Consider the following 19,287-nt stretch of genomic DNA (forward strand, 5'->3'; position numbering starts at 1 on the left):
GGCCACACCCTTGGCACATCCAGCTGTCTCCTGCCAGGTTCCGGAGGGTCAGCAGCCGATCCGGCTGGACCCGACCGCGACGTCGTCGTACCAGAGGGTGTCGGCCCCGTTGCCGTAGCTCTCCCAGCCGAGCTTCAGGTCGGTGAGCTGCGGACGCCAGGTGCGGTTGTACCACTGGCCGTCGATGTCGTGCGTCGGTACGCCGTCCGCGGTCAGCCCCGCGATCGCCGTGCCGTCCAGCCAGGTACGCAGCTGACCGGCCGAGCCGTCCACCATGAACTCCAGGCAGGTCCACCGGTTGGTGGGAAGCGGCACGCTCTGCGCCACCCCGGCCGGGCTCTGCTCGGGCAGGGTCGCGTCGTCGGAGGCGCGGTTCCATTGCAGGGCAGCGTTCTGGCCGCCCATCCGCAGGTCCCTGTTGCCGTCGGCGGCGTCGGCCATCGCCATCATGGTCGTGTGGTCGGTGGGCTGGGCGGTGGTGTGCCGCACCCAGATCCGGCCGTACCGCACACTGCCCACGCTGCTGAGGTTCTTGGTGGACCTGATGAAGACGTGGTTGCAGTACCCGGCCGCGCCGTTGATCCGGACCGCCCGGCTGCCGCTGTGCGTGGTGGTCGTGTCGATGGTGGCCGTGCCGGCGCCGGAACAGTCCGGGTTCACCACCGTCCAGTCACCCGACGGCGTCGAGCCCGTCTGGTTCTCGAAGCCGTCGCAGAGCACCGCACCGGCACACCCGGCCGGCGGCGGTGTGGTGGGCGGTGGCGTCGTCGGCGGAGGCGTCGTGGGCGGAGGCGTCGTCGGCGGCGGGGTGGTCGGTGGAGGCGTGGTCGGCGGCGGGGTGGTCGGCGGCGGCGTCGTGGGCGGAGGCGTCGTCGGTGGCGGCGTGGTGGGCACGCCGGTCGTCGGGGTCGGCCCGGTGCCGTTGCACGGCACGCCGTTCAGACTGAACCCGCTCGGCGAGCCGCCGCTGGTGCCGTACGTGCCCTGCACGCCGAACTCGGTGGCGCCGCCGGCCGGGATGCTGCCGTTGTACGACATGTTGCGGGCGGTCACCGTCGATCCGGACTGGCTGACCGTGGCGTTCCAGCCGTTCGTGACGCGCTCGTCCCCGGCGTACGTCCAGGTGACGGTCCAACTGGAGACGGCGCTGTCGCCGGGGGTGACCTTGACGTTGGCGGTGAAGCCGCCGGGCCACTGGTTGGGCGTGTAGTCGACCCGGCAGCCCTGGGCAGCCGCGGCGGGCACCACGAGCACTGCCGTTCCGGTCGCGGTCACGGCGGCGGCCAGCGCGGCGACGACCGCCAGGGTCGGGGCGGGGCGGGCGCGGAGAATCGTCATGAGAAGTCCTTCTGCCATCAAGCTGGGGAATCGGCGCGGCAGCGCGCGTCCGTGACGGACGCGGCGCGGCAAAACGCGCCGGGTGCGGCGCGGCGATGCGCCACAGCGACTGGTCGATGCGTACGACCGACGTGCCCGGCTCGGGGTGGACCTGTCAGTCGCCGACGGCCCGGTTGCCCGGACCTCGGCGGCGCCCGCCCTCAATCTATTGACAGATTCCTATCGAATCAAGGGTGTCCGGCGGCCCGCCGCACCGGCCCCGCACCGAGGGCAACCCGTTCGACCGGCCGGAGTACCTGCGCTTCCCCGCCCAGCCCCGACACCGATCCTGAAACGTCGGGTCCTCGCCGTGCTCTGCCCGCCGCGACGCGGCACACGAGGTCGCGCCTAGCGGAGCAGCCCGCGGTTGGCCATGAAGGCCCGCAGCGTCTCGGCATCCTCGGCGGACATCAACCACCGGGGGATCACGGTCGCCGGCATCCGCCCGACGTACACGATCCAGAAGTCCGGGGTGTCCTTCACCTGGGCGACGCCGTCCCACGCGATACCACCGGACTCCGAGCCGCTGCGCATCATGATGTTGTCGTCGGTGATGTCGTAGCCGCCCTCGACGGCGTAACGACCGGAGCGGCGACGTGCGCGCCACCGCACCCACGGCAGGTACAGCATCGACAGCACGCCGCCCACGAGCAACGCCATCCACAGCGGTGTCGACCGCTCGCCGGACGCGAATCCGCGCGAGACGACCAGACCGATCACCCCCACCGCCGCCAGCACCGCGCCGACGTAGCTGTACCGGCGCAGCCGAACACCGCCGAGCGTGGCCGCCACGCGCCCCGGGTAGTCGGGATCAGCGGGGACGTCGAAACGGATGTGCACCCCAGCACGATAGTTCCCCGACCGCCCCGGGCACCGCCGGACCCGTCGCCCGTGCGGGATACCCGTCCGGTCAAGAGGCGGGCGGCTCCCAGAGCAGGAGCTCACGGTGGTGGACGAACCCGTTGCGCAGGTAGAAGTCGACCGCGCGGCGGCTGGAGTGAACGGTGACGTGCAGCAGCCCCCGCGTCCGGGCCTCGGCCAGGATCGCGGCGATCAGCGCACCACCGACACCGCGACCGCGGTACTCCTCGCGGACCGCGACGGACTGCACGTCGCCGTACCACCGGCCCATCGACTCGTTGCTGGGCACCCGCTGGGCGACGAGGAGCCAGGCGGCTCCGACCACACGGCCGTCCAGTTCGGCGACGAACGGCAGGTGGGTCTCCGCGTGGGCGGCCACCCAGTCCGCGTACGCCCCGAGCTTGTGTCCGTCGACGCCGCGTAGTTCCGCGAGCGCCGCCGCGTCCGCCACGCCGCCCTTGCGCACGTCCACCCGTCGGAGTCTAGGCGAGCACGGCACCGGCGGGCGCCCGAGCGGCCCGTCGTGCCGGGCAGGCCGGCGGAGTTTCGCCGGCCGTCGCTTGCGGGTAGCGGATGGCGCATGAACCGCGATCTCGTCAGGGCTCTCCAGGTCGCCTGGGAGCTGCCGGAGTTCCGCAGCGGGGTGCGACACCTCATCGACCTCGACGAGGTGTCCTTGCTGCTGGCCACGCTGTCCGTCCCGGACCACGACGGCGAGGTCGAGCGCAGCCTGCTGAGCCTGCTGCGCTCGGGCCTGGAAACGGTCGAGATCCGGGAGGCCGTACTGCTGCTGTTGGAGCAGGACGAGGTGCGCCGGCCGCTCGTCGCCGCGGCGGTGGAGCCGCTTGCGGCCCGTCCGGGCCTGGCCGCCGCCATCGCCGCGGCGGCCGAGGACCCTGCGGTACGCCGTGAGGTACGGGCGGCCCTGGACAGCGCCAAGGTGCGCGAGCTGATCTGGCAGGCGATGGAGAACCAGGTCAGCGACAACCGCTTCGGCCTGATCCGCCGGGCGGCGGCACTGTTCGTGCGGCACCCGAGCGTCCGACGCCTCGCGTGGGCCGTGCGCCGCCACGGCGTGCTGCGCGAACTCCGTCGGCCCCGTGTCACCCACTAACGTGCGCGTGGTGCAGGCAGCGGGAGCCTTTCGCCGGACCGCGATCGAGCGATCAGACCAGCGCGTCGCTGGGAACGGACCGACCAGGCGTTCTTCGCGGCCGGGGCCTGCCACATCCTCGCCTGGGTCTGTCGGGACACGTACCCGGACCGGTCGATCGAGGTGGCGGCGGTGCGCGTGGCGGGCGGGTTGCCGGTCATCCACACGTACGCGCTCTGGTGCGGCCACCTGACGACGGGGTCAGGTCAGCGTCGCCGGCAGGACGAGGAGGGCGAAACGGATCACCCTCCCCACGAGGCAGGCGGCGGCGAACTCCCAGCGGCGCAGGCCCACGGTGCCGGCGGCGACGCTGACCACGGCCAGCGGTGGGACCCCGACCGCGGCGGAGACCAGAACTGTGGGAACCGCGGTGCGGCGGCGGGAGAGCCAGCGCCGGATCGGCCCGGTCCACCGGGCGGCTCGGGCCGCCGTACGACCTGACCCGCGCTGTCTCCCGAGCCGGCGGGCCAGCCGTCCCGTTCCACGGCGCGCGGATTCGAACAGGAGCAGCTTGCCGGCGGTCTGCCCGAGCGCCAGGGCGAGCACGGCGACGACAACGGGGCCGCCACGGTGGCCGGCGACCACGACGTACGCCTCCGCGTTGACGACCGGAACGAGGGCCGACGCGAGGCCGTAACCGAGCGCCACCACGGCCTCGGCGAGGCTGCTCACGCCCGGCCGTCCCGGTCGAGCAGCCGGGCCACCGCGGCGACCGACCACAGCTTGACCACGACGACGGCGACGGCGACGGCCAGCGCGAGCCGGTACTGGCCGAACGCGATGGCGCCGACGACTCCGGCGGTGTTGGCGGCCTTGGCCACGGGCGACCAGTTCCACGCCCACACCCGGCGGTCGACCAGGTGGAAGTAGTTGGGGCTGAGCACCGGCCAGCACAGGAAGGCCAGCGACAGCATGGTGTCCAGCACCAGGAACGACAGCAGGAACACCAGGGCCACGACCGCGACGTCGGGCACGAGGGAGACCAGGCCCACGCAGAGTACGGCGGTGCACGCGCGATCGCTCACGATGTCGAGGACAGCCCCGGCCCGGGTCTCCTGCCCGAGTCGCCGGGCGGCCCAGCCGTCGAGCATGTCCCCGATCCAGTAAATACCGTACGCTACCGCCAGAAATACCACCGATCCCGCGACGAGGGCGGCGACCCCGACGGTGACCGCGGCGACCGTGCGGACGGCGGTGATGTAGTTGGGAACCGTACGGAGAGGGCCGACACTGATGGCGGCGCGGGAGTCGACGAGAGTCACCCCAGAAGCGTCGTGCGGTACGCGTCTCGGCGGAACGTGCCGTGGTGCCGATCTGCTCGCCGGGGCAGCACCGGGGTGCCGCCCGATCTGGTACCCAGGTACTGGCCGACCTTTGAACTGGTCGCGGAGACTGTCCAGGTGATGACCGACATCCGGGAGTGGTTGCGGGACCCCGAGCGGGTGCGCCGGCTGGCGTACGGTGCGGCGGGGTTGATCATCGCTCTCGTGATCACGACCGCCGAGGGTGGCCTGTCCGTGCCGGCGGGCTGGGCGTGGCTGGTGGTGCCCGTCGGCCTCGGTGCCGCGGCGCTGCGGCAGCGCTACCGCGCCCTGGTCTTCGCGGCCTGCGCCGGGTTCGTGGCGATCGTGAGCACCGGCGAGTCGGTGCAGTTGGGCCTCGCAGCCGCCTGCCTGGTGTTCGTCTCGACGTGCGAAGACCCCGCCCGGCGTCCGTGGCTGGGGTGGCTGGCTGGCCTGCTCGGCGCGGCCGGCGCCCTCGCCACCGCGCTGCTCACGGGGCGCGGCATGTACGAGCAGCCGTTCGTCTTCGTGACGGTGGGCTATCTCCTGGCGATCCTGCTGCGGTCGTGGTCCCGCGGCCGCGCGCTGACCTGGGAGGCGGACGACCTGCGCGGCCAGGCGGCCTGGCTCGAACAGCGCACCAACCTGGCCCGCGAGTTGCATGACGTGGTCGGTCACCACGTCACCGCGATGGTGGTCCAGGCCGAGGCGGGTCAGCTCAGCGCCGACCCGGGGGCGGCGCTGCGGGCGATCGCGGACAGCGGTCGCACCGCGCTGAGTGAGCTCGACACGCTCGTCGTGCACCTGCGCGATCCGCAGGCGGCGATCGCGGTGAGCGCGCAGCCCCGCCTGTCCGACATCGACGAACTGCTCGCGCAGCCGCTGCGCCAGCAGGGCGTGACGGTACGGGTACGCGTGGACCCCGAGCCGGGTCTGGACGAGGTCGGCGTGTTGACCGCCTACCGCATCGCCCAGGAGGCCCTCACCAACATCGCCCGCCACGCGAAGGCCACGGCGGCGTGGGTCGAACTGGTCCGCCTCGGCGACCACGCCCGCCTGCGGGTCAGCGACGACGGCGTCGGGCCGCCCCGGACACCCCGGCGTGGTTCGGGCCTGCTGGGCATCGAGGAGCGCGTACGGGCGCGCGGTGGGAGCTGGGAGCTGACGCAGCGCCCCGGCGGCGGCACGATGGTGCAGGTCAACCTGCCGGTGACGAACCCGTGATCCGGGTAGCGATAGTCGACGACCAGCAGCTGATCCGCGACGGCTTCAGCCTGATCCTGCGGACCCAACCCGACATCCACGTCGCCGTCGAGGCTGCCGACGGCCGGCAGTTCCTCGATGCCGTGCGTCGTGACCCCCGCATCGACGTCGCCCTCGTGGACATCCGCATGCCGGTGCTCGACGGCCTGCAGGCCACCCGCGAGCTGGCCGCGATCCCGCACGCTCCGGCCGTGATCGTCGTGACCACCTTCGACGACGACGCCTACGTCCTGGACGCCATCGCCTCCGGCGCGCGCGGGTTCCTCCTCAAGCGGTGCGGCGCGGCCGACCTGATCGCCGCGGTACGCGCCGTCGCCGCCGGTGAGGCCATCCTCTCCGCCGAGGTCACCGGCGCCGTTCTCGACCGGCTCCGCGCCACCGGACCGGCCGCCCGCGTGGACCTGGCGGTCTACCAGCTGACGCCTCGGGAGACCGACGTGCTCGCCCTGGTCGGTGCCGGGCTCAACAACAACGAGATCGCCGAGCGCCTCTACCTGTCGATGAGCACCGTCAAGACCCACGTCACCAACGTGCTGGCCAAGACCGGCAGCCGGGACCGGGTGGGCGCCGCCATCCTGGCGATCCGGGCCGGCCTCACACCGTGACCCCTCGATGGCCCCCTTGATCCTCCACAAGGGGCCGTACGCCGCCTAGGATTGCGCGACGCGAACCGCCGCACCCGAGGAGTCGGACCCGATGCGCTCGACGACCGGCCTGCTGGAGCGCCTGCTCCGACCCAGGATGCCCGACATCGTCGCGGTGGAACCGGTGACGGGCGGCCTCGCGGCGCTCGCGGGCATCGCCACCCGACGGGACGCGCCGCAGGTGTTCGTCAAGGCGTTCGCCGAAGCTCCGGCCGACGACGTCTTCGTCGCGGAGGCCGACGGGCTGGCCGCCCTCCGCGAGCTCGGCGGTGTGGCGACACCCGAGGTGCTCCTGGCGGACCGGGAGCTGCTCGTGTTGTCGATGCTGGAGCCGAGGCCACGCAGCGAGGTCTTCTGGGAGCAGTTCGCGCACGTCCTCGCGCACCTGCACACGAGCACGACCCATCCCCGCTTCGGATGGCACCACGACAACTGGCTGGGCCGTCGCCGCCAGATCAACACGTGGAGCGACGACGGGTACGCCTTCTTCGCGCAGCACCGGCTGCTGCGGTGGCTCGGGCAGCCCCGCGTCGAGGCGGCGCTGGACGCCGGCGAACGGGCCGCGCTGGAGCGCTTGTGTCACCGCCTGCCCGACCTGCTGCCGGACCGGCCTGCCTGCCTCACGCACGGCGACCTGTGGGCACAGAACATCCTGGCCACTCCGGACGGGCAGCCCGCGCTGATCGATCCGGCCGTGTCGTACATGTGGGCCGAGGTCGACCTCGCCCACGTGTGGTCCACCGCTCCCCCGCCCGAGGCGCGACGGATGTTCGACGTGTACGCCGACCTGACCTCGCTCGACAGCGGCTGGCAGGCCCGGATGCCGATCGTCCAGCTGCGGCAACACCTCGCCGTGCTGGCCCAGTTCGACGACGACTGGGGCGCGGCCGACCAGATCCGCGCCGTCCTCGCCCCGTTCCGCAAGCGTCCCTGACGAGAAAGCGGCGGCGACGAGCGTCCCATCCCCTACTGATGCCACGTCGGACAGGCGGGCGCCCGCGACATGAGGACGTCAGACGCCGTCGACCGACGTCGTCTCCCGGCCTGAGCGGTGACCGATGATGAGGGCGGCAGCGGCGCCGAGCAGCTCCCGCTCACGGCCGGTGAGAGCCGGATCGTTGCGCCGGATCGCCAGGGCGCTGTCCAGCACGGTCAGCAGGCCGCCCCCGACGCGGTCGAGGAACGCTGCCAACAGCGTTGCAGCCGGCGCCGCCAGGTGATGGTTCTCCTCGACCGCCACCTGGGCGAGGATGACCGCGGAGAGCGCGACATCGAGCTCCGCCGGCCCCTCGGTGGAGTTGCGCCAGTCGATGACGACAGGCCCTCGCGACGTCAGCATGACGTTGTCCGGGTGCAGGTCGAGGTGCAGGATCCGGGCGTCGTCGCGTTCGCCGAGCCGGGGCGGCAACGCGTGGAGCCGGTGTTGCAGATCCGCCAGACACGTGGCCGCCTCAACGGCATCCACCTCACCGGCCAGGAGCGCCGACAGCATGGTGCGCCCGTCCAGTCGTTCCATGACGAGATCGGCACCGCGCGCCTGATGGACGGTGGGTACCGGGAACCCGAGACCGGCCACGTACCCCATGACCGCGGCCTCGGCGGCCACGTCACCGCCGTGGCGGTAGCGGCGAAGGACGCGCCGATCGTCGATGGCGAAGACGTCAGCGTCTCGGCCCGATGCCAGAGGGACCGCGTCCGTCACGCTGCGACAGTAACCGACGCAACCAGCCAGCAATGCCCTTGATCGTGGGGAGCGCGCGTCAGCGGGGAGTCACGACCCGCCCAGGTCATGTCGGAAGGCGTAGGCGACGGCCTGCGCCCGGTCCCGGGCACCGATCTTCGCGAACAGGTGGTTGATGTGGCTTTTCACCGTCGCCTCACTCACCGTCAGGTGAGAGGCGATCTCCGCGTTGGACAGGCCCTGGGCCATCAGTGACAGCACTTCGGCCTCGCGCGGCGTCAGACCGTCGGGAAACCTCGGCGGTGACGTCGACTCGGCCGCGATGGCATCGACGACGTGCCGCTGAACGGCCGGGTCGATGACGGCGTGGTCGTCGACCACCTGCCGCAGCGCCTCGTGGATCTGCTCGCCGCTGGCGTCCTTGGTCAGGTAGCCCCGGGCGCCGGCCCGTAACGCGTCCAGCACCGACCGGTCGTCCGAGTAGGTGGTCAGCACCACCACCCTGACCTCGGGCGCCTCGACGCGTAGGCGGCGGGTGGCCTCGATCCCGTCGCACCGCGGCATCCGTAGGTCCATGAGCACAACATCCGGCCGCGCGGCCTGAACCAGCCTGACCGCCTCGGCGCCGTCGGCGGCCCCACCCACCACCTCGACGTCCTTCATCAGAGAGAGCACCATGCCCAGCCCTTCGCGGACGACCCGCTGGTCGTCGGCGATGAGCACCCGGATCACGCCGGCACCGCCAACTCGACCCGGAACCCCTGGGCTGTCGCGCCCGCGCTGAGGGTCCCGCCGAGCAGCTCGGCCCGCTCACGCATTCCGGTCAACCCGTAACCGTCGGTCTCGTCGGGGACCACGGGCGGTCGAGCGGCGAAGTCCTCGACGATCAGGCGGGTGACCGTCGACTCGTAGGTGAGGTGCAGCGAAACCCGCGCCGGGGACGCGTGCCTGGTCACGTTGGTCATCGCCTCCTGCGCCACGCGATAGAGCGCCAGCCGCGCCTCCGACTGCAGCGGGCGCGGCTCCCCCGACACCACGAAGTCGCACGGTACGGCCTGGTCGCGAGTGAACTGCGCGGCCAGCGCGGCCAGCCGGTCCGGGCCGGGCAGGTCGTCGTCGCGCAGCATGCCGATGGCCCGGCGGGCCTCCTGCAGGCCGGTACGGGCGAGGTGGTGGGCACGGTCGACAACCGCCGGCAGGCGCGGGTCGGTCGGATCCTCGGCGATCAGCATGCGAGCGCCCTCCAGTTGCAGCGACAGCCCCGACAATGAGTGGGCGAGCACGTCGTGCATCTCGCGGGCCAGCCGCTGGCGCTCGGCCAGCCCGGCCGCCTCGGCCAGCGCCACCTGACCGGCCTCCAACTCGGCGAGCAGCCGCTTGGTCTCACGCTGCGCCTCGGCCAGGCGGAACGCCAGATACATCAGGCCGAACAGGACGGCGAACCCGGCGAGCACGGCCAGGAAGCCGAAGTCCTGCCCGGTGATCGAGGCCACCATCTCGAGCACCACGAAAGCCGCGATCAACACCGGGACGGCCACCCGTACGGGCATCAGTCCGGTCGCGGCGCACAGCACCGCCACCAGCACCGCCACCGAGGCGGGCCCGCCGGGCTGCACCGCCACCAGCGTCACCGAGCTGACCAGCATCGCCCCGACGAAGACCACGTACGCCGGTCGGATCGGCAGGTCGGCGACCGCGTTGCGGCCGAACACCCCGACCACGAACACGGCGGTGGCCAGCACGACGATCAATCGCCTGCCGGTCAGCCCGAATCCAGGCTCGGCGGTGGCGGCGGCCCACACGAACCACGACAGCATCAGCGGTGTCAGCAGTTGCATCCACCGCACGACCCGCAGGCGGGTCAGCGTCGGCTCCTCGGTCTGCACCGTTAGAACCTAGACCGATGTCGCCACGGCAGCATCGGCGCACGGTTGCAGACCCGTCTGCAACCGTGGGTGGAGACGGAACATCGATCCGCGCGCCGATGCTTCACCCCGGCCTACGGACGCAGGCTGAACGGCATGAGGAACGACCATCTGACCACCGTTGTCAAACTGCTGGCCGCCTTCCTGGTGATCAGCGTGTCCACCGTCGTAGCCGTGGTGCTCATGCGCCACGACCCCGCGCTCGTCACCACGGCCGTCTGGGTCCGCACACCACTTGTCGCCGCCAGCGCGGCGGTGCTCCTGGTGCTGTCCCGGCGCGCAGCGGCGGGGCACCGCGGCTCCTTCCGCCGCCTCCGCATCATCGCCATGGTGGTGCTGGCCGCGATCGTCGCTGTCGTCGCCTGGCCCGGCGCGTTCCCGGTCTGGCTGCGCATCGAACAGGCCGTGTGCGGCGTGTTCATGGCCAGCGTCGTGGTCCGCACGAACCTTCGCGTGGTCCGGTCGGCCATGGCGGGCGGCTCAGGGGACGCGGTGGCCACTCCCGCCGCCCGCCACTGGCCGGGACCGTGACTGGGCGGCGCCGCTCATTCGGCGCGCGTCGTGGGCGGTCGTGCGCGTGGCGGCCACCCCCAGCGCGGACCCACGACCCATCCCGGCCCGGTCCGACGCGGAGACGACGGGTCAGGGCGTCCAGCGCACGCTCGGGTTCACCCGCCCGGTCCAGTCGAAGACGGCCATGTTGTCCCACTGGTTTCCGGTGCCGTTGATGTTGGCCGGATCCCAGCCGTTGCCCCGCACGGCATACCAGGTCGGCTCCCAGTAGAAGACACCGATGGCCCCCGCGTTGCGGGCGGTGTTCTGGACCCAGTCGAACTCCTGGGCCTGCCCGGACCACGTCGCGCCGATGCCGTCACAGGTCGCGTCGCCGATGGCGTTCGGCTCGCTGTCCGCATTGTTCCGGGTGAAGGGGTACGCGGTCTCCACGATCACCACCGGCTTTCCGTAGCGGCCGCGCAGGTCGACGATGTTGTTGTAGAGGTTCGCCAGGGTCCCGTGCCACATGCAGTAGTACGACAGGGCTGTCATGTCCCACTGCACACCCTGCGCGCGGATGCCGTCGTAGAACCATCGCGCGTTGGCGTTGCTGTCGGCGTCGGCGGTGTGGATCATCACCGGGATGCCGCTGCCACACGCCTTGGTCGCGTTGTAGCCCTGCTTGAGCAGGCCGGCCAGCGGGGCGAAGTCGTTGTTGACGACCTTGCCCTCGTCCCACAGCATCCCGACGTTGATCTCGTTGCCGATCTGCACGCTGTCCGGCGTGGTGCCCTGGCCGCGGAGGCTGGAGCAGACGTCGTAGGTGAAGGTGTAGACGTCGGTGCGCAGTTGACTCAGGCTGTGGCCGACCCAGGCGGCCGGCTTGTACTGCTTGCCGGGGTCGGCCCAGGTGTCGGAGTAGTGAAAGTCGATGAGCACTTTGAGGCCCTTCGCCCTGGCCGCCCTCGCCTGGGCCAACACCCTGCTCTTGTTGTTGTAGCCGCTGACCGGGTTGTTCCAGACGCGCAGCCGGACGTAGTTGACGCCCACGGACTTCAGGATGTCCAGCGGGTCGCGGGCGACACCTCCGGCGTCGTAGTACCTGGCGCCCAGATCCAGGCTCCGCTGCAACGAGGAGACGTCGGCGCCCCGCATGCTGAGCGTGTTCGCGGCCGCGGCGGGCGTGGTCGTACCGCCGAGGGTGGTCGAGACGGCGAGAATGCCGGCCGTGACCGCCCCGAGCAGTGCTCTGCGGCGGCGGTGGGGTGTGCGCACGAGGATCCTCCAATGGGGACGCGTTCAGCCCACCGCGCAGGGAGCGCCGTTGAGCGAGAAGGCGGTGGGTGGCGCGTCGCTGACGCCCCACCGTCCCTGGACGCCGAAGCTCGCGGAGCCGTTCGGCGCGAGGGCGCGGTTCCAGTCGACGTTACGGGCGGTCACGCTGGTCCCGGTCTGGCCGACCGTGGCGTTCCAGGCCGAGGTGACCTGCTGGTCTCCCGGGAAGCCGAAGGTGACGATCCAGCCGTCGAGCGGTGCCGCGCCGAGGTTCTGGACCGTCACCGTGGCCACGAAGCCGCCCTGCCACTGCGACTGGTTCCGGTACGTCACCCGGCAGGTCGAGGGCGGCGAGGGCGGCGGAGTGGACGTCGTGGGCAGGGTGACCGTGTTGGACGCGATCGACACGTTGCCCGCCGCGTCCCGGGCGCGTACGTAGATCAGGTTGCGAAGCGGCGTCGACGCGGGCAGCGCCGCCGTGTACGTCGTTCCCGGCACGGTGGCGATCAGTGTCGAGCTGAACCAGCCGTCGAACTGGTAGACGTTGTATCCGAGCACGCCGACGTTGTCCGTCGACGGCGACCAGGACAGCGTGGCGGTCGAGGCGGTCACCTCGCCGACGGTCAGGTTCTGCGGGGCGCTCGGCGGGGTGGTGTCCGGGCCGGTGTCGATCAACGGGGTGACCACGGTCAGCGCGTCCGTCGAGGCCGAGCGGTGTCCGAGGCTGTCCCGGGCGGCCACCCGGAACGAGTACTGCCTGCCCGGCCGGATGTAGTTGCTGATCGTGGCGGTGGTGACGGCTCCGACGCTGGCGCTGTAGATGACGTCGTCGAACGCCTGGTAGTACGTGATGTCGTAGCCGGTGACGGCGCAGCAGCCCGGCTTGGCGGCAGTCCAGGTGAGGGTGACCGACCCGCTGCGGACCTCGCTGGCGGCCAGGTTCGTCGGCGCACTCGGCGGGAAGGGCGAGGTGTTCGGCGTACTGGGCGCCGTGGTTGGGGCCGGCGGCACGGTGGCGGTCGGCTCCGCGAGCCCGCCGGGGGCCGGGACGCCTCCGGGGTACGCGGCCGGCGGCGCGGCCCCGGCGTCGGCTGCCGGAGCGACGCTGAACGCGCTGATGAGCACCGCCGTCGACACCACGACGGCGGCCAGCAGACCCGGCCGGAGTCGGCGGATCAGCGAGGAAGGGAACACGCCTGTCATACGTCGACGATCCCGCCAGACATCGATGATCGCCAACGTGTCTCACGCCTCGGTCGGTGACCGCGCTCGGGTCTCACCCGGGTCATTGACGTCTCAACTTTCCCGCAGTAGCTTATCCCCATTCAGGATCATCTATTTAAGAAGGTGAACCATGCTGTTGAAGACCATCGCCGTCGCCGCGTCCGTCGTAGGTGTGCTGGCCACCGCCCCCGCCGCCTCGGCGGCGACCACCCAGGCGGCGGACGGCCCCTGGGCCCCCGGGAACTGCCCCCAGGGCATGCTCTGCATCTGGCCAAACTGGAACCACCCGCCCCAGGGGCCGGTCGAGACGCCGTCCGTGCTGACCAACACCGAGTGGTCCGGCTACGCCCCGGCCTTCAACTACTACAACTACACCTCCCGGAACGCCGAGATCACCTGGTCCTACACGTACCTCGGGACGCCGCTCACCGGCACTGTCTGCGCGCGAGCCAACGGCAGTGGTGACCTGTACGTGCCCATGCACGTGACGAAGGTGAGCTGGCAGCCGCGCTCCTGCTGACCGCCCGCACGCAGGCGGGACGGCGCCGCCGGACGACAGTCACGCCGGCTCGGGTACGCCTGGAGGATCGCCGTCGTCGGGCATCGGCTCGGTGGGCGCCTCCGGCAGGTCGCTCGGCGTACCGGGAAGCAGCTCCTCGGCGGTCTCCGGAACGGGCTCGCGAGGATCGAGGGGTGGATAGACGTCCGGATCGAGCTCTGGATTGGTCATCGGGGAAGTATCCAGCACGACAGTTGTCGCCGCCTCTCGCAGCGGTAGCCGCGGCACCCGGGCGCCAGCGCTCTCGGCGACGACCAGGGCACATCTCCACCTGCACGTGGCCCCGACTTCCGCTATCTGTAAACAACCCTTGCTATTAAGGCGCACCAACGTCAATATGTGGAGGTCACGGGTCGCCGAAGCCGGGGAGTGAGCCATGAGAAGCCGTCGAATATTCGCAGTGGTGGCCGGGGCGGCGATGACCGTCACGGCCGCCATCGCCTTCGTCCCCAGCAGCATGGCGGCCGTGTCCTCGGCCAACGCCGTCGCGCTGGTCGCCTGCACCGCACCGGCCTGGGCCGAGGGCACCACCTACCAGGCAGGCGCCCAGGTGACCTACGGCGGCCGGCTCTACCAGGCGCTGGTCACGCACACCGCGTACGCCGGCGCCGGCTGGAACCCCGCCGCGACCCCGTCGCTGTGGCGTGACCTGGGCGCCTGCTCGGGGAGCACGCCGCCGCCCACCACGCCTCCCCCGACGACCGCTCCACCCACCACGCCGCCACCGACGACCGCGCCGCCGACGACGCCGCCGCCGACCACGGCTCCCCCCACCACGCCGCCGCCCACTGGCGGGACCTGCGCGGTGAAGTCGCGGCCCACCGGCAAGGTGCTGCAGGGCTACTGGGAGAACTGGGACGGCGCCTCCAACGGCGTCCACCCCGGACTCGGCTGGATCCCGATCACCGACAGCCGACTCACCCAGCACGGCTACAACGTGATCAACGCGGCGTTCCCGGTGATCCGCTCGGACGGCACGGTCCTCTGGGAGAACGGCATGGACGCCGGCGTGAAGGTGGCCACCCCGGCCGAGATGTGCCAGGCCAAGGCCGCCGGCGCCACGATCCTGATGTCGATCGGCGGAGCCGCCGCGGGCATCGACCTGAGCTCCACCGCTGTCGCCGACCGGTTCATCGCGACGATCGTGCCGATCCTGACGGCCTACCACTTCGACGGCATCGACATCGACATCGAGACGGGCCTGACCGGTAGCGGCAACATCAACACCCTGTCGACATCGCAGGCCAACCTGATCCGGATCATCGACGGAGTGCTGGCCCGGATGCCCTCGAACTTCGGCCTGACCATGGCACCGGAGACCGCCTACGTCACCGGCGGCAGCGTGGTCTACGGCTCGATCTGGGGTTCCTACCTGCCGATCATCAAGAAGTACGTGGACAACGGCCGGCTCTGGTGGCTGAACATGCAGTACTACAACGGCAGCATGTACGGCTGCGCCGGCGACTCGTACCCCGCCGGCACCGTGCAGGGGTTCACGGTGCAGACGCAGTGCCTGAACAACGGCCTCACCATCGGGGGCACCACCATCCGCGTGCCGTACGACAAGCAGGTCCCGGGCCTGCCCGCGCAGAACGGGGCGGGCGGCGGCTACATGTCGACATCGCTGGTCACGCAGGCGTACAACAGCGTTCCCGGCATCAAGGGCCTGATGACCTGGTCGGCGAACTGGGACGGGTCGAAGGGCTGGACCTTCGGCGACAACGTCAAGCGCCTGCAGGGCCGCTGACGGGTTACTGACGTCGGGCCCACCGCCAGCCGGCATCCCGGCCAGCGGTGGGCCCGACGATCCGTCGCCGATCGTCTCCAGCCGCCAGTCGGCGCCCGGGTGGGCGCGTCGCTCGATGAGTGCGCTGGTGAGGGGACGGCTGGCTGGGAGCGGTACCAGTCGGGGCGGAATTCAACCCTCCCGATCGCTACACTCGCCGCAACCCGGCACCGCCCGCAGACCTCAGCCTGCGCCCGTCCCGATCGAATGGAGACGCCTGTGACCCGCGACAAGGCGGCACCCCCCGGCATCGACCCCAGCATCCCCAGCGTGGCCCGGGTCTATGACTTCTTCCTCGGCGGCAAGGACAACTTCGAGGTCGACCGACAGGTCGCCGAACACGCCCTGCGGATCACACCCGATGGACCGGCGGCCGGTCAGGCGAACCGGGCCTTTCTGCGTCGCGTGATCCGCTTCCTCGTCGCCGAGGCGGGCATCGACCAGTTCCTCGACATTGGATCGGGGCTGCCCACCCAGGGCAACGTCCACGAGGTCGCCACCGAGCAGAACCCGAAGGCTCAGGTGGTGTACGTGGACAATGACCCGATCGTCCTGACACACGGCCGGGCTCTGCTCGCCGCCGACGGCACCGCGACGGTGATCCAGGCGGACATCCGGGAGCCGCAGGAGATCCTCGACCACCCGGACGTACGTCGGTTCCTCGACTTCGACAGGCCGATCGGCCTGTTGCTCTTCGCGATCCTGCACCACCTTGGCGACGACGAGGATCCGCGTGCGGTGGCGGCGGCGTTGATCGACGCGCTGCCCTCCGGCAGCTATGTGGCGGTCTCGCACTTCCGCGACCCGGGTGAGCGGGACCCCGAAGGCTCCCGCAAGGCCCGCGAGGTCGAGCGGGTCTTCAACGAGTCGCTGGGCACCGGCCGCTGGCGTACCGACGAGGAGATCCTCTCGTTCGTCGACGGGCTGACGGTGCTGGAGCCGGGGCTGGTGCCGCTGGCCGAGTGGCGTCCCGACCCGGGTACGCCCGCTCCGGCGCAGACCGACACCTATCACACCTTCGTCGGGCTCCTCGCCCGCAAACCGTAGGCCCCGTTCCCGGTGCGGTCCCGGGCGAGAGTTCGCCCGGGACCAGTGCGGGGACGGCTCGGTGACGCTCTCGGCCGCCGAGGCGGACCGCTGCGCTCGTCTGCACGACAGGTGAAAGGCCGCTTCCCGAATCCGGGAAGCGGCCTTTCACCTGCGGAAACTGAGAGCGGGCGACGCCGGTGGGTTGCGGTTCGTCAGGAGGCGGGTTCGAGGGCCCACTGGCTGGTCCACCAGTTGGCGGGCGCGGCACCGTACTGGACGCTGCCGGTCATGTTCTCGGTATGGGCGTAGGTGCCCTTCCAACGGTTCTTCAGGCGCAAGCGGCCGTCGACCGGCTCCTGGGCCCACTGCGCCGACCAGTAGGTGCCGGGAACCGCACCGGTCTGCACGTTGCCGGTCTGGTTCTCCACGTGCAGGTAGTTGCCGGTGGCACGGTTCTTGAACCGGACGTAACCGTCGACGTTCTCGACGGCCCACTGGGCGGACTGGTCGGTGCTGGCAGCGGCGGCGTACCTGGCGGTGCCACTGCCGTCGTCCTTGACGTACTGGCCGGTCTGCCGGTTCTTCAGCCGCTGATAGGCCACCGGGTAGCCGCCGTCCTTCTTGTACACGCGGAGGTAGTCGACACTCCAGGTCTTGGGCCAGACGTCGTTGTGCTGACCGGAGCCGGCGTCGGTGTAGATGCCCATGATCAGCCCCATCGGCATGTTGGGCGCGTCGTTGATCGTCCGGTAGAGCTGGCCGTCGTAGTAGAACTTGATGTCTGTGGGCGTCCACTCCATGCCGTACGTGTGGAACTCGGTGGTCGGCGACCCGCTGGGCACGGGGGCGATCGACGCGTACGAGCTGGACAGGAAGTTCGGGTCGCCCCAGCTGTGGGCGGCGATCCGCCAGTTGTTCGGCTCGGAGAAGAACGTCTCGACCATGTCGACCTCGGGGTTGCGCGATGCGCTGGAGGTGTCCCCGGTGCCGACCAGCCAGAGGGCCTGGTGGCCGCCCCCGCCGACGTTCGACTTCTTGGCCCGCAGCTCGACGTAGCCGTACTGGAAGGTGTAGCCGTTGAAGTCGGGCTCGTGGTGGTTCAACGGCATCGAGCCGTTGAACTTGTGCCAGTAGTCCTTGTTGTAGGTCTGGAACGAGGAGATCTTGACTGTGCCGTCGTACTGCGGATTCCACGCCGGGGTGTCGGCGTCGAGCCGCTGGGTGAGCACGCCGTCGGCGATCGTGTAGCGCGCCTTGGCGCCCAGCTCGCGGTTGGCGGGGGAGGTCCAGTGCGGCAGGTAGTAGGGCAGCCAGCGGTTCGTGTTCAGGGTGCTGACGTCGAACTCTTCGGAGAAGTCGAGCGTGTAGCCCGGCTTGGCGAGCGGGCTGGGCGGGGTGTCGCCGGCCTGCGCCGGCGCGGCGGTGACGATGCCGGCGAGGGTGACTCCGAGGATCATCGAGCTGGCTGCGGCGAGAACTCTTCGAAAGCGATGCGCCATGTGGCACTCCCGGGGGTAACGAAAGAAAAGTTCTTTCGGAATATGCCGGCGAGCCCAGCCGCTGTCAAGAGCCGTCGGTGAAGAGCTCCGCGCGGACCGTGTCCCGGGCGGTCTCGACCGCGCCGATCGCCACCGCGTCGTCGCCGAGCGCGGAGATCGTCAGGCCTGGCAACTCGTACAGGATCTCGGCGAGGTGGCGCCGCACCGGCTCCATCACCGTCTCGCCGGCGCGCGCGATGCCACCGCCCACCACGACCACCTGCGGGTCCATGGCGAGAACCATGGCGCCCACCCCCTCGGCGAGCGCCCGGGCGTAGTCGTCGACGGCCCGGACCGCACGCTTGTCCCCCCGTCTGGCCTGCGCGAAGACCCACTCGCGGGAATTCATGCCGGGAGCGACCCCGGCGTCGGAGAGCAGCTTTCGGGGGGCCGCCTCCCAGCCCAGGCCCGGGTGCCGACCGATCTCGCCGGCAGCCCCCCGGCCACCGCCGAACGGCCTGCCGTCGACCAGGACACCGACGCCGAGGCGATGCCCGGCGTGCACGTACAGGACGTGGTCGACGCCCTGCGCGGCACCGACCCGGTGCTCGGCGAGGACCGCGAGGTTGGCGTCCTTGACGGCGCTCACCGGGCAGTCCAGGCGGGCGGCGAGTTCCTTGGCAAGAGCCGTGCCGGTCCAGTCCGGGATGGCCACGCTCAGCCGCACCACACCGTCGGCGATGATGCCCGGGGAGCCGGCACAGGCCGCCCACAGCCGAGGTGAGTCGGCCGGGATCGTCCGTCGCAGCAGGTTGACCGCGGCGTCGATGCGGCCGGTCGGGTCCAGGGCCGGGTCGATCGCGGCCCGGGCGGCCGCCACCTGCGCTCCGGCGAGGTCGGTGATCCGCACCGACACCGCGTGCGCCCCGATGTCGAGGCCGGCCAGGATGCCCGCGTCCGCGGCGAAGCGGTACCGCTGCGCCGGCCGCCCCCCGGTCCGGGCGGTGTCGAAACCGTCCAGCAGCAGCAGTCGGGACTCCACCAGGGAGGTCAGGATGCCCTGCACGGTGGGGCGGGACAACCCGGTCTCGCGGGCGACACCGCTGATGGTCAGCGACGGCCCCTCGTAGAGCAGCCGCAGCACACGGCGCGTGTTCAGATGCCGTAGGGCGCTCTGGTCCCCGCCCGGAAGAGCGTCACCTACGGTCATTCGCTGCCCCTTGACGTGGGTTCGTAGACCGCTCACTATAGCGA

The 19,287-nt window shown here is 71.1% G+C and carries 21 protein-coding genes; 8 read left to right on the forward strand and 13 right to left on the reverse strand.

What is annotated here, in order from left to right:
* Positions 1-48: 48 nt before the first annotated feature.
* The 3 genes from AB0B39_RS14400 to AB0B39_RS14410 form a co-directional block, all read right to left on the reverse strand.
* Positions 49-1,338: a cellulose-binding domain-containing protein gene (locus AB0B39_RS14400; RefSeq protein ID WP_357574522.1), complete on the reverse strand. Its 1,290-nt coding sequence runs from the start codon at positions 1,336-1,338 to the stop codon at positions 49-51.
* 387 nt (positions 1,339-1,725) lie between these two features.
* Positions 1,726-2,217, reverse strand: a complete 492-nt coding sequence (locus AB0B39_RS14405; RefSeq protein WP_357574523.1) for a YcxB family protein — start codon at positions 2,215-2,217, stop codon at positions 1,726-1,728.
* Between the two features lie 70 nt (positions 2,218-2,287).
* Positions 2,288-2,710 carry a GNAT family N-acetyltransferase gene (locus AB0B39_RS14410; RefSeq protein WP_357495417.1) on the reverse strand — a complete coding sequence of 141 codons (423 nt, stop codon included), beginning with the start codon at positions 2,708-2,710 and terminating at the stop codon, positions 2,288-2,290.
* Between the two features lie 108 nt (positions 2,711-2,818).
* On the opposite strand from AB0B39_RS14410, the gene AB0B39_RS14415 reads away from it, so the two are divergent.
* The gene (locus AB0B39_RS14415; protein WP_357574524.1) at positions 2,819-3,352 is read left to right on the forward strand and encodes a hypothetical protein; all 534 of its coding nucleotides are present in this window, start codon (positions 2,819-2,821) and stop codon (positions 3,350-3,352) included.
* 240 nt (positions 3,353-3,592) lie between these two features.
* Here AB0B39_RS14415 and AB0B39_RS14420 read toward each other — a convergent pair whose 3' ends face one another.
* Together AB0B39_RS14420 and AB0B39_RS14425 are read right to left on the reverse strand one after the other, a co-directional pair.
* Complete coding sequence (locus tag AB0B39_RS14420) at positions 3,593-4,063, reverse strand: VTT domain-containing protein (protein WP_357574525.1); 471 nt, start codon at positions 4,061-4,063, stop codon at positions 3,593-3,595.
* Positions 4,060-4,653 (reverse strand): CDP-alcohol phosphatidyltransferase family protein, encoded by a 594-nt coding sequence (locus AB0B39_RS14425; protein ID WP_357574526.1) that lies wholly within the window; start codon positions 4,651-4,653, stop codon positions 4,060-4,062. Before AB0B39_RS14425 ends, AB0B39_RS14420 begins: the two co-directional genes overlap by 4 nt.
* Before the next feature lie 141 nt (positions 4,654-4,794).
* On the opposite strand from AB0B39_RS14425, the gene AB0B39_RS14430 reads away from it, so the two are divergent.
* The 3 genes from AB0B39_RS14430 to AB0B39_RS14440 all read left to right on the forward strand — a co-directional run bounded on the left by AB0B39_RS14430 (position 4,795) and on the right by AB0B39_RS14440 (position 7,515).
* Positions 4,795-5,898, forward strand: coding sequence for a sensor histidine kinase (locus tag AB0B39_RS14430; RefSeq protein ID WP_357574527.1), 1,104 nt, complete (start codon positions 4,795-4,797; stop codon positions 5,896-5,898).
* Positions 5,895-6,542, forward strand: coding sequence for a response regulator transcription factor (locus AB0B39_RS14435; RefSeq protein ID WP_234587609.1), 648 nt, complete (start codon positions 5,895-5,897; stop codon positions 6,540-6,542). The genes AB0B39_RS14430 and AB0B39_RS14435 overlap by 4 nt, the downstream gene beginning before the upstream one ends.
* 91 nt (positions 6,543-6,633) lie before the next feature.
* Positions 6,634-7,515 (forward strand): fructosamine kinase family protein, encoded by an 882-nt coding sequence (locus AB0B39_RS14440; protein ID WP_357574528.1) that lies wholly within the window; start codon positions 6,634-6,636, stop codon positions 7,513-7,515.
* 78 nt (positions 7,516-7,593) lie between these two features.
* On the opposite strand, the gene AB0B39_RS14445 is transcribed toward AB0B39_RS14440, so the two are convergent.
* From AB0B39_RS14445 to AB0B39_RS14455, 3 genes are all read right to left on the reverse strand, one after another.
* Entirely contained in the window at positions 7,594-8,283 is a 690-nt protein-coding gene (locus AB0B39_RS14445) for a phosphotransferase (protein ID WP_357574529.1), read from the reverse strand.
* Between the two features lie 69 nt (positions 8,284-8,352).
* A complete protein-coding gene (locus AB0B39_RS14450; RefSeq protein ID WP_357574530.1) occupies positions 8,353-8,994 on the reverse strand; it encodes a response regulator transcription factor in 642 nt (213 codons plus the stop codon).
* Positions 8,991-10,148: a histidine kinase gene (locus tag AB0B39_RS14455; RefSeq protein WP_234587605.1), complete on the reverse strand. Its 1,158-nt coding sequence runs from the start codon at positions 10,146-10,148 to the stop codon at positions 8,991-8,993. The genes AB0B39_RS14450 and AB0B39_RS14455 overlap by 4 nt, the downstream gene beginning before the upstream one ends.
* A 135-nt stretch (positions 10,149-10,283) precedes the next feature.
* Between AB0B39_RS14455 and AB0B39_RS14460 the strand changes: the two genes are divergently transcribed.
* Positions 10,284-10,718: a hypothetical protein gene (locus AB0B39_RS14460; RefSeq protein WP_357574531.1), complete on the forward strand. Its 435-nt coding sequence runs from the start codon at positions 10,284-10,286 to the stop codon at positions 10,716-10,718.
* A 111-nt stretch (positions 10,719-10,829) separates the two neighbouring features.
* On the opposite strand, the gene AB0B39_RS14465 is transcribed toward AB0B39_RS14460, so the two are convergent.
* Both AB0B39_RS14465 and AB0B39_RS14470 read right to left on the reverse strand, forming a co-directional pair.
* Positions 10,830-11,957, reverse strand: a complete 1,128-nt coding sequence (locus AB0B39_RS14465; protein WP_357495436.1) for a glycosyl hydrolase 53 family protein — start codon at positions 11,955-11,957, stop codon at positions 10,830-10,832.
* A gap of 24 nt (positions 11,958-11,981) precedes the next feature.
* Positions 11,982-13,160: a cellulose binding domain-containing protein gene (locus AB0B39_RS14470; protein WP_357574532.1), complete on the reverse strand. Its 1,179-nt coding sequence runs from the start codon at positions 13,158-13,160 to the stop codon at positions 11,982-11,984.
* A gap of 151 nt (positions 13,161-13,311) precedes the next feature.
* On the opposite strand from AB0B39_RS14470, the gene AB0B39_RS14475 reads away from it, so the two are divergent.
* Positions 13,312-13,701 (forward strand): hypothetical protein, encoded by a 390-nt coding sequence (locus AB0B39_RS14475; protein ID WP_357495440.1) that lies wholly within the window; start codon positions 13,312-13,314, stop codon positions 13,699-13,701.
* Positions 13,702-13,740: 39 nt separating this feature from the next.
* Here the strand turns inward: AB0B39_RS14475 and AB0B39_RS14480 are convergent, their stop codons facing one another.
* Positions 13,741-13,911 carry a hypothetical protein gene (locus AB0B39_RS14480; RefSeq protein WP_234587599.1) on the reverse strand — a complete coding sequence of 57 codons (171 nt, stop codon included), beginning with the start codon at positions 13,909-13,911 and terminating at the stop codon, positions 13,741-13,743.
* A gap of 205 nt (positions 13,912-14,116) precedes the next feature.
* On the opposite strand from AB0B39_RS14480, the gene AB0B39_RS14485 reads away from it, so the two are divergent.
* Both AB0B39_RS14485 and AB0B39_RS14490 read left to right on the forward strand, forming a co-directional pair.
* Positions 14,117-15,487 carry a glycosyl hydrolase family 18 protein gene (locus AB0B39_RS14485; RefSeq protein ID WP_234587597.1) on the forward strand — a complete coding sequence of 457 codons (1,371 nt, stop codon included), beginning with the start codon at positions 14,117-14,119 and terminating at the stop codon, positions 15,485-15,487.
* Positions 15,488-15,745: 258 nt separating this feature from the next.
* Positions 15,746-16,573, forward strand: a complete 828-nt coding sequence (locus AB0B39_RS14490) for an SAM-dependent methyltransferase (protein WP_357574533.1) — start codon at positions 15,746-15,748, stop codon at positions 16,571-16,573.
* Between the two features lie 194 nt (positions 16,574-16,767).
* Here AB0B39_RS14490 and AB0B39_RS14495 read toward each other — a convergent pair whose 3' ends face one another.
* Both AB0B39_RS14495 and AB0B39_RS14500 read right to left on the reverse strand, forming a co-directional pair.
* Positions 16,768-18,054 (reverse strand): family 16 glycosylhydrolase, encoded by a 1,287-nt coding sequence (locus tag AB0B39_RS14495; RefSeq protein ID WP_357495445.1) that lies wholly within the window; start codon positions 18,052-18,054, stop codon positions 16,768-16,770.
* Positions 18,055-18,118: 64 nt separating this feature from the next.
* Positions 18,119-19,243 (reverse strand): ROK family transcriptional regulator, encoded by a 1,125-nt coding sequence (locus AB0B39_RS14500; RefSeq protein WP_357495447.1) that lies wholly within the window; start codon positions 19,241-19,243, stop codon positions 18,119-18,121.
* Between the last annotated feature and the right edge of the window lie 44 nt (positions 19,244-19,287).

Origin of the sequence: Micromonospora sp. NPDC049114 (assembly GCF_040648635.1) — a bacterium.
In the GTDB taxonomy this organism is placed as follows: domain Bacteria; phylum Actinomycetota; class Actinomycetes; order Mycobacteriales; family Micromonosporaceae; genus Micromonospora.

What these genes read in the sequence shown, in the direction of transcription:
- AB0B39_RS14400 (WP_357574522.1), bottom strand. Translation starts at nt 1,338, where the DNA reads ATGACGATTCTCCGCGCCCGCCCCGCCCCGACCCTGGCGGTCGTCGCC.
- AB0B39_RS14415 (WP_357574524.1), top strand. Translation starts at nt 2,819, where the DNA reads ATGAACCGCGATCTCGTCAGGGCTCTCCAGGTCGCCTGGGAGCTGCCG.
- AB0B39_RS14430 (WP_357574527.1), top strand. Translation starts at nt 4,795, where the DNA reads ATGACCGACATCCGGGAGTGGTTGCGGGACCCCGAGCGGGTGCGCCGG.
- AB0B39_RS14440 (WP_357574528.1), top strand. Translation starts at nt 6,634, where the DNA reads ATGCGCTCGACGACCGGCCTGCTGGAGCGCCTGCTCCGACCCAGGATG.
- AB0B39_RS14460 (WP_357574531.1), top strand. Translation starts at nt 10,284, where the DNA reads ATGAGGAACGACCATCTGACCACCGTTGTCAAACTGCTGGCCGCCTTC.
- AB0B39_RS14470 (WP_357574532.1), bottom strand. Translation starts at nt 13,160, where the DNA reads ATGACAGGCGTGTTCCCTTCCTCGCTGATCCGCCGACTCCGGCCGGGT.
- AB0B39_RS14475 (WP_357495440.1), top strand. Translation starts at nt 13,312, where the DNA reads ATGCTGTTGAAGACCATCGCCGTCGCCGCGTCCGTCGTAGGTGTGCTG.
- AB0B39_RS14480 (WP_234587599.1), bottom strand. Translation starts at nt 13,911, where the DNA reads ATGACCAATCCAGAGCTCGATCCGGACGTCTATCCACCCCTCGATCCT.
- AB0B39_RS14485 (WP_234587597.1), top strand. Translation starts at nt 14,117, where the DNA reads ATGAGAAGCCGTCGAATATTCGCAGTGGTGGCCGGGGCGGCGATGACC.
- AB0B39_RS14495 (WP_357495445.1), bottom strand. Translation starts at nt 18,054, where the DNA reads ATGGCGCATCGCTTTCGAAGAGTTCTCGCCGCAGCCAGCTCGATGATC.
- AB0B39_RS14500 (WP_357495447.1), bottom strand. Translation starts at nt 19,243, where the DNA reads ATGACCGTAGGTGACGCTCTTCCGGGCGGGGACCAGAGCGCCCTACGG.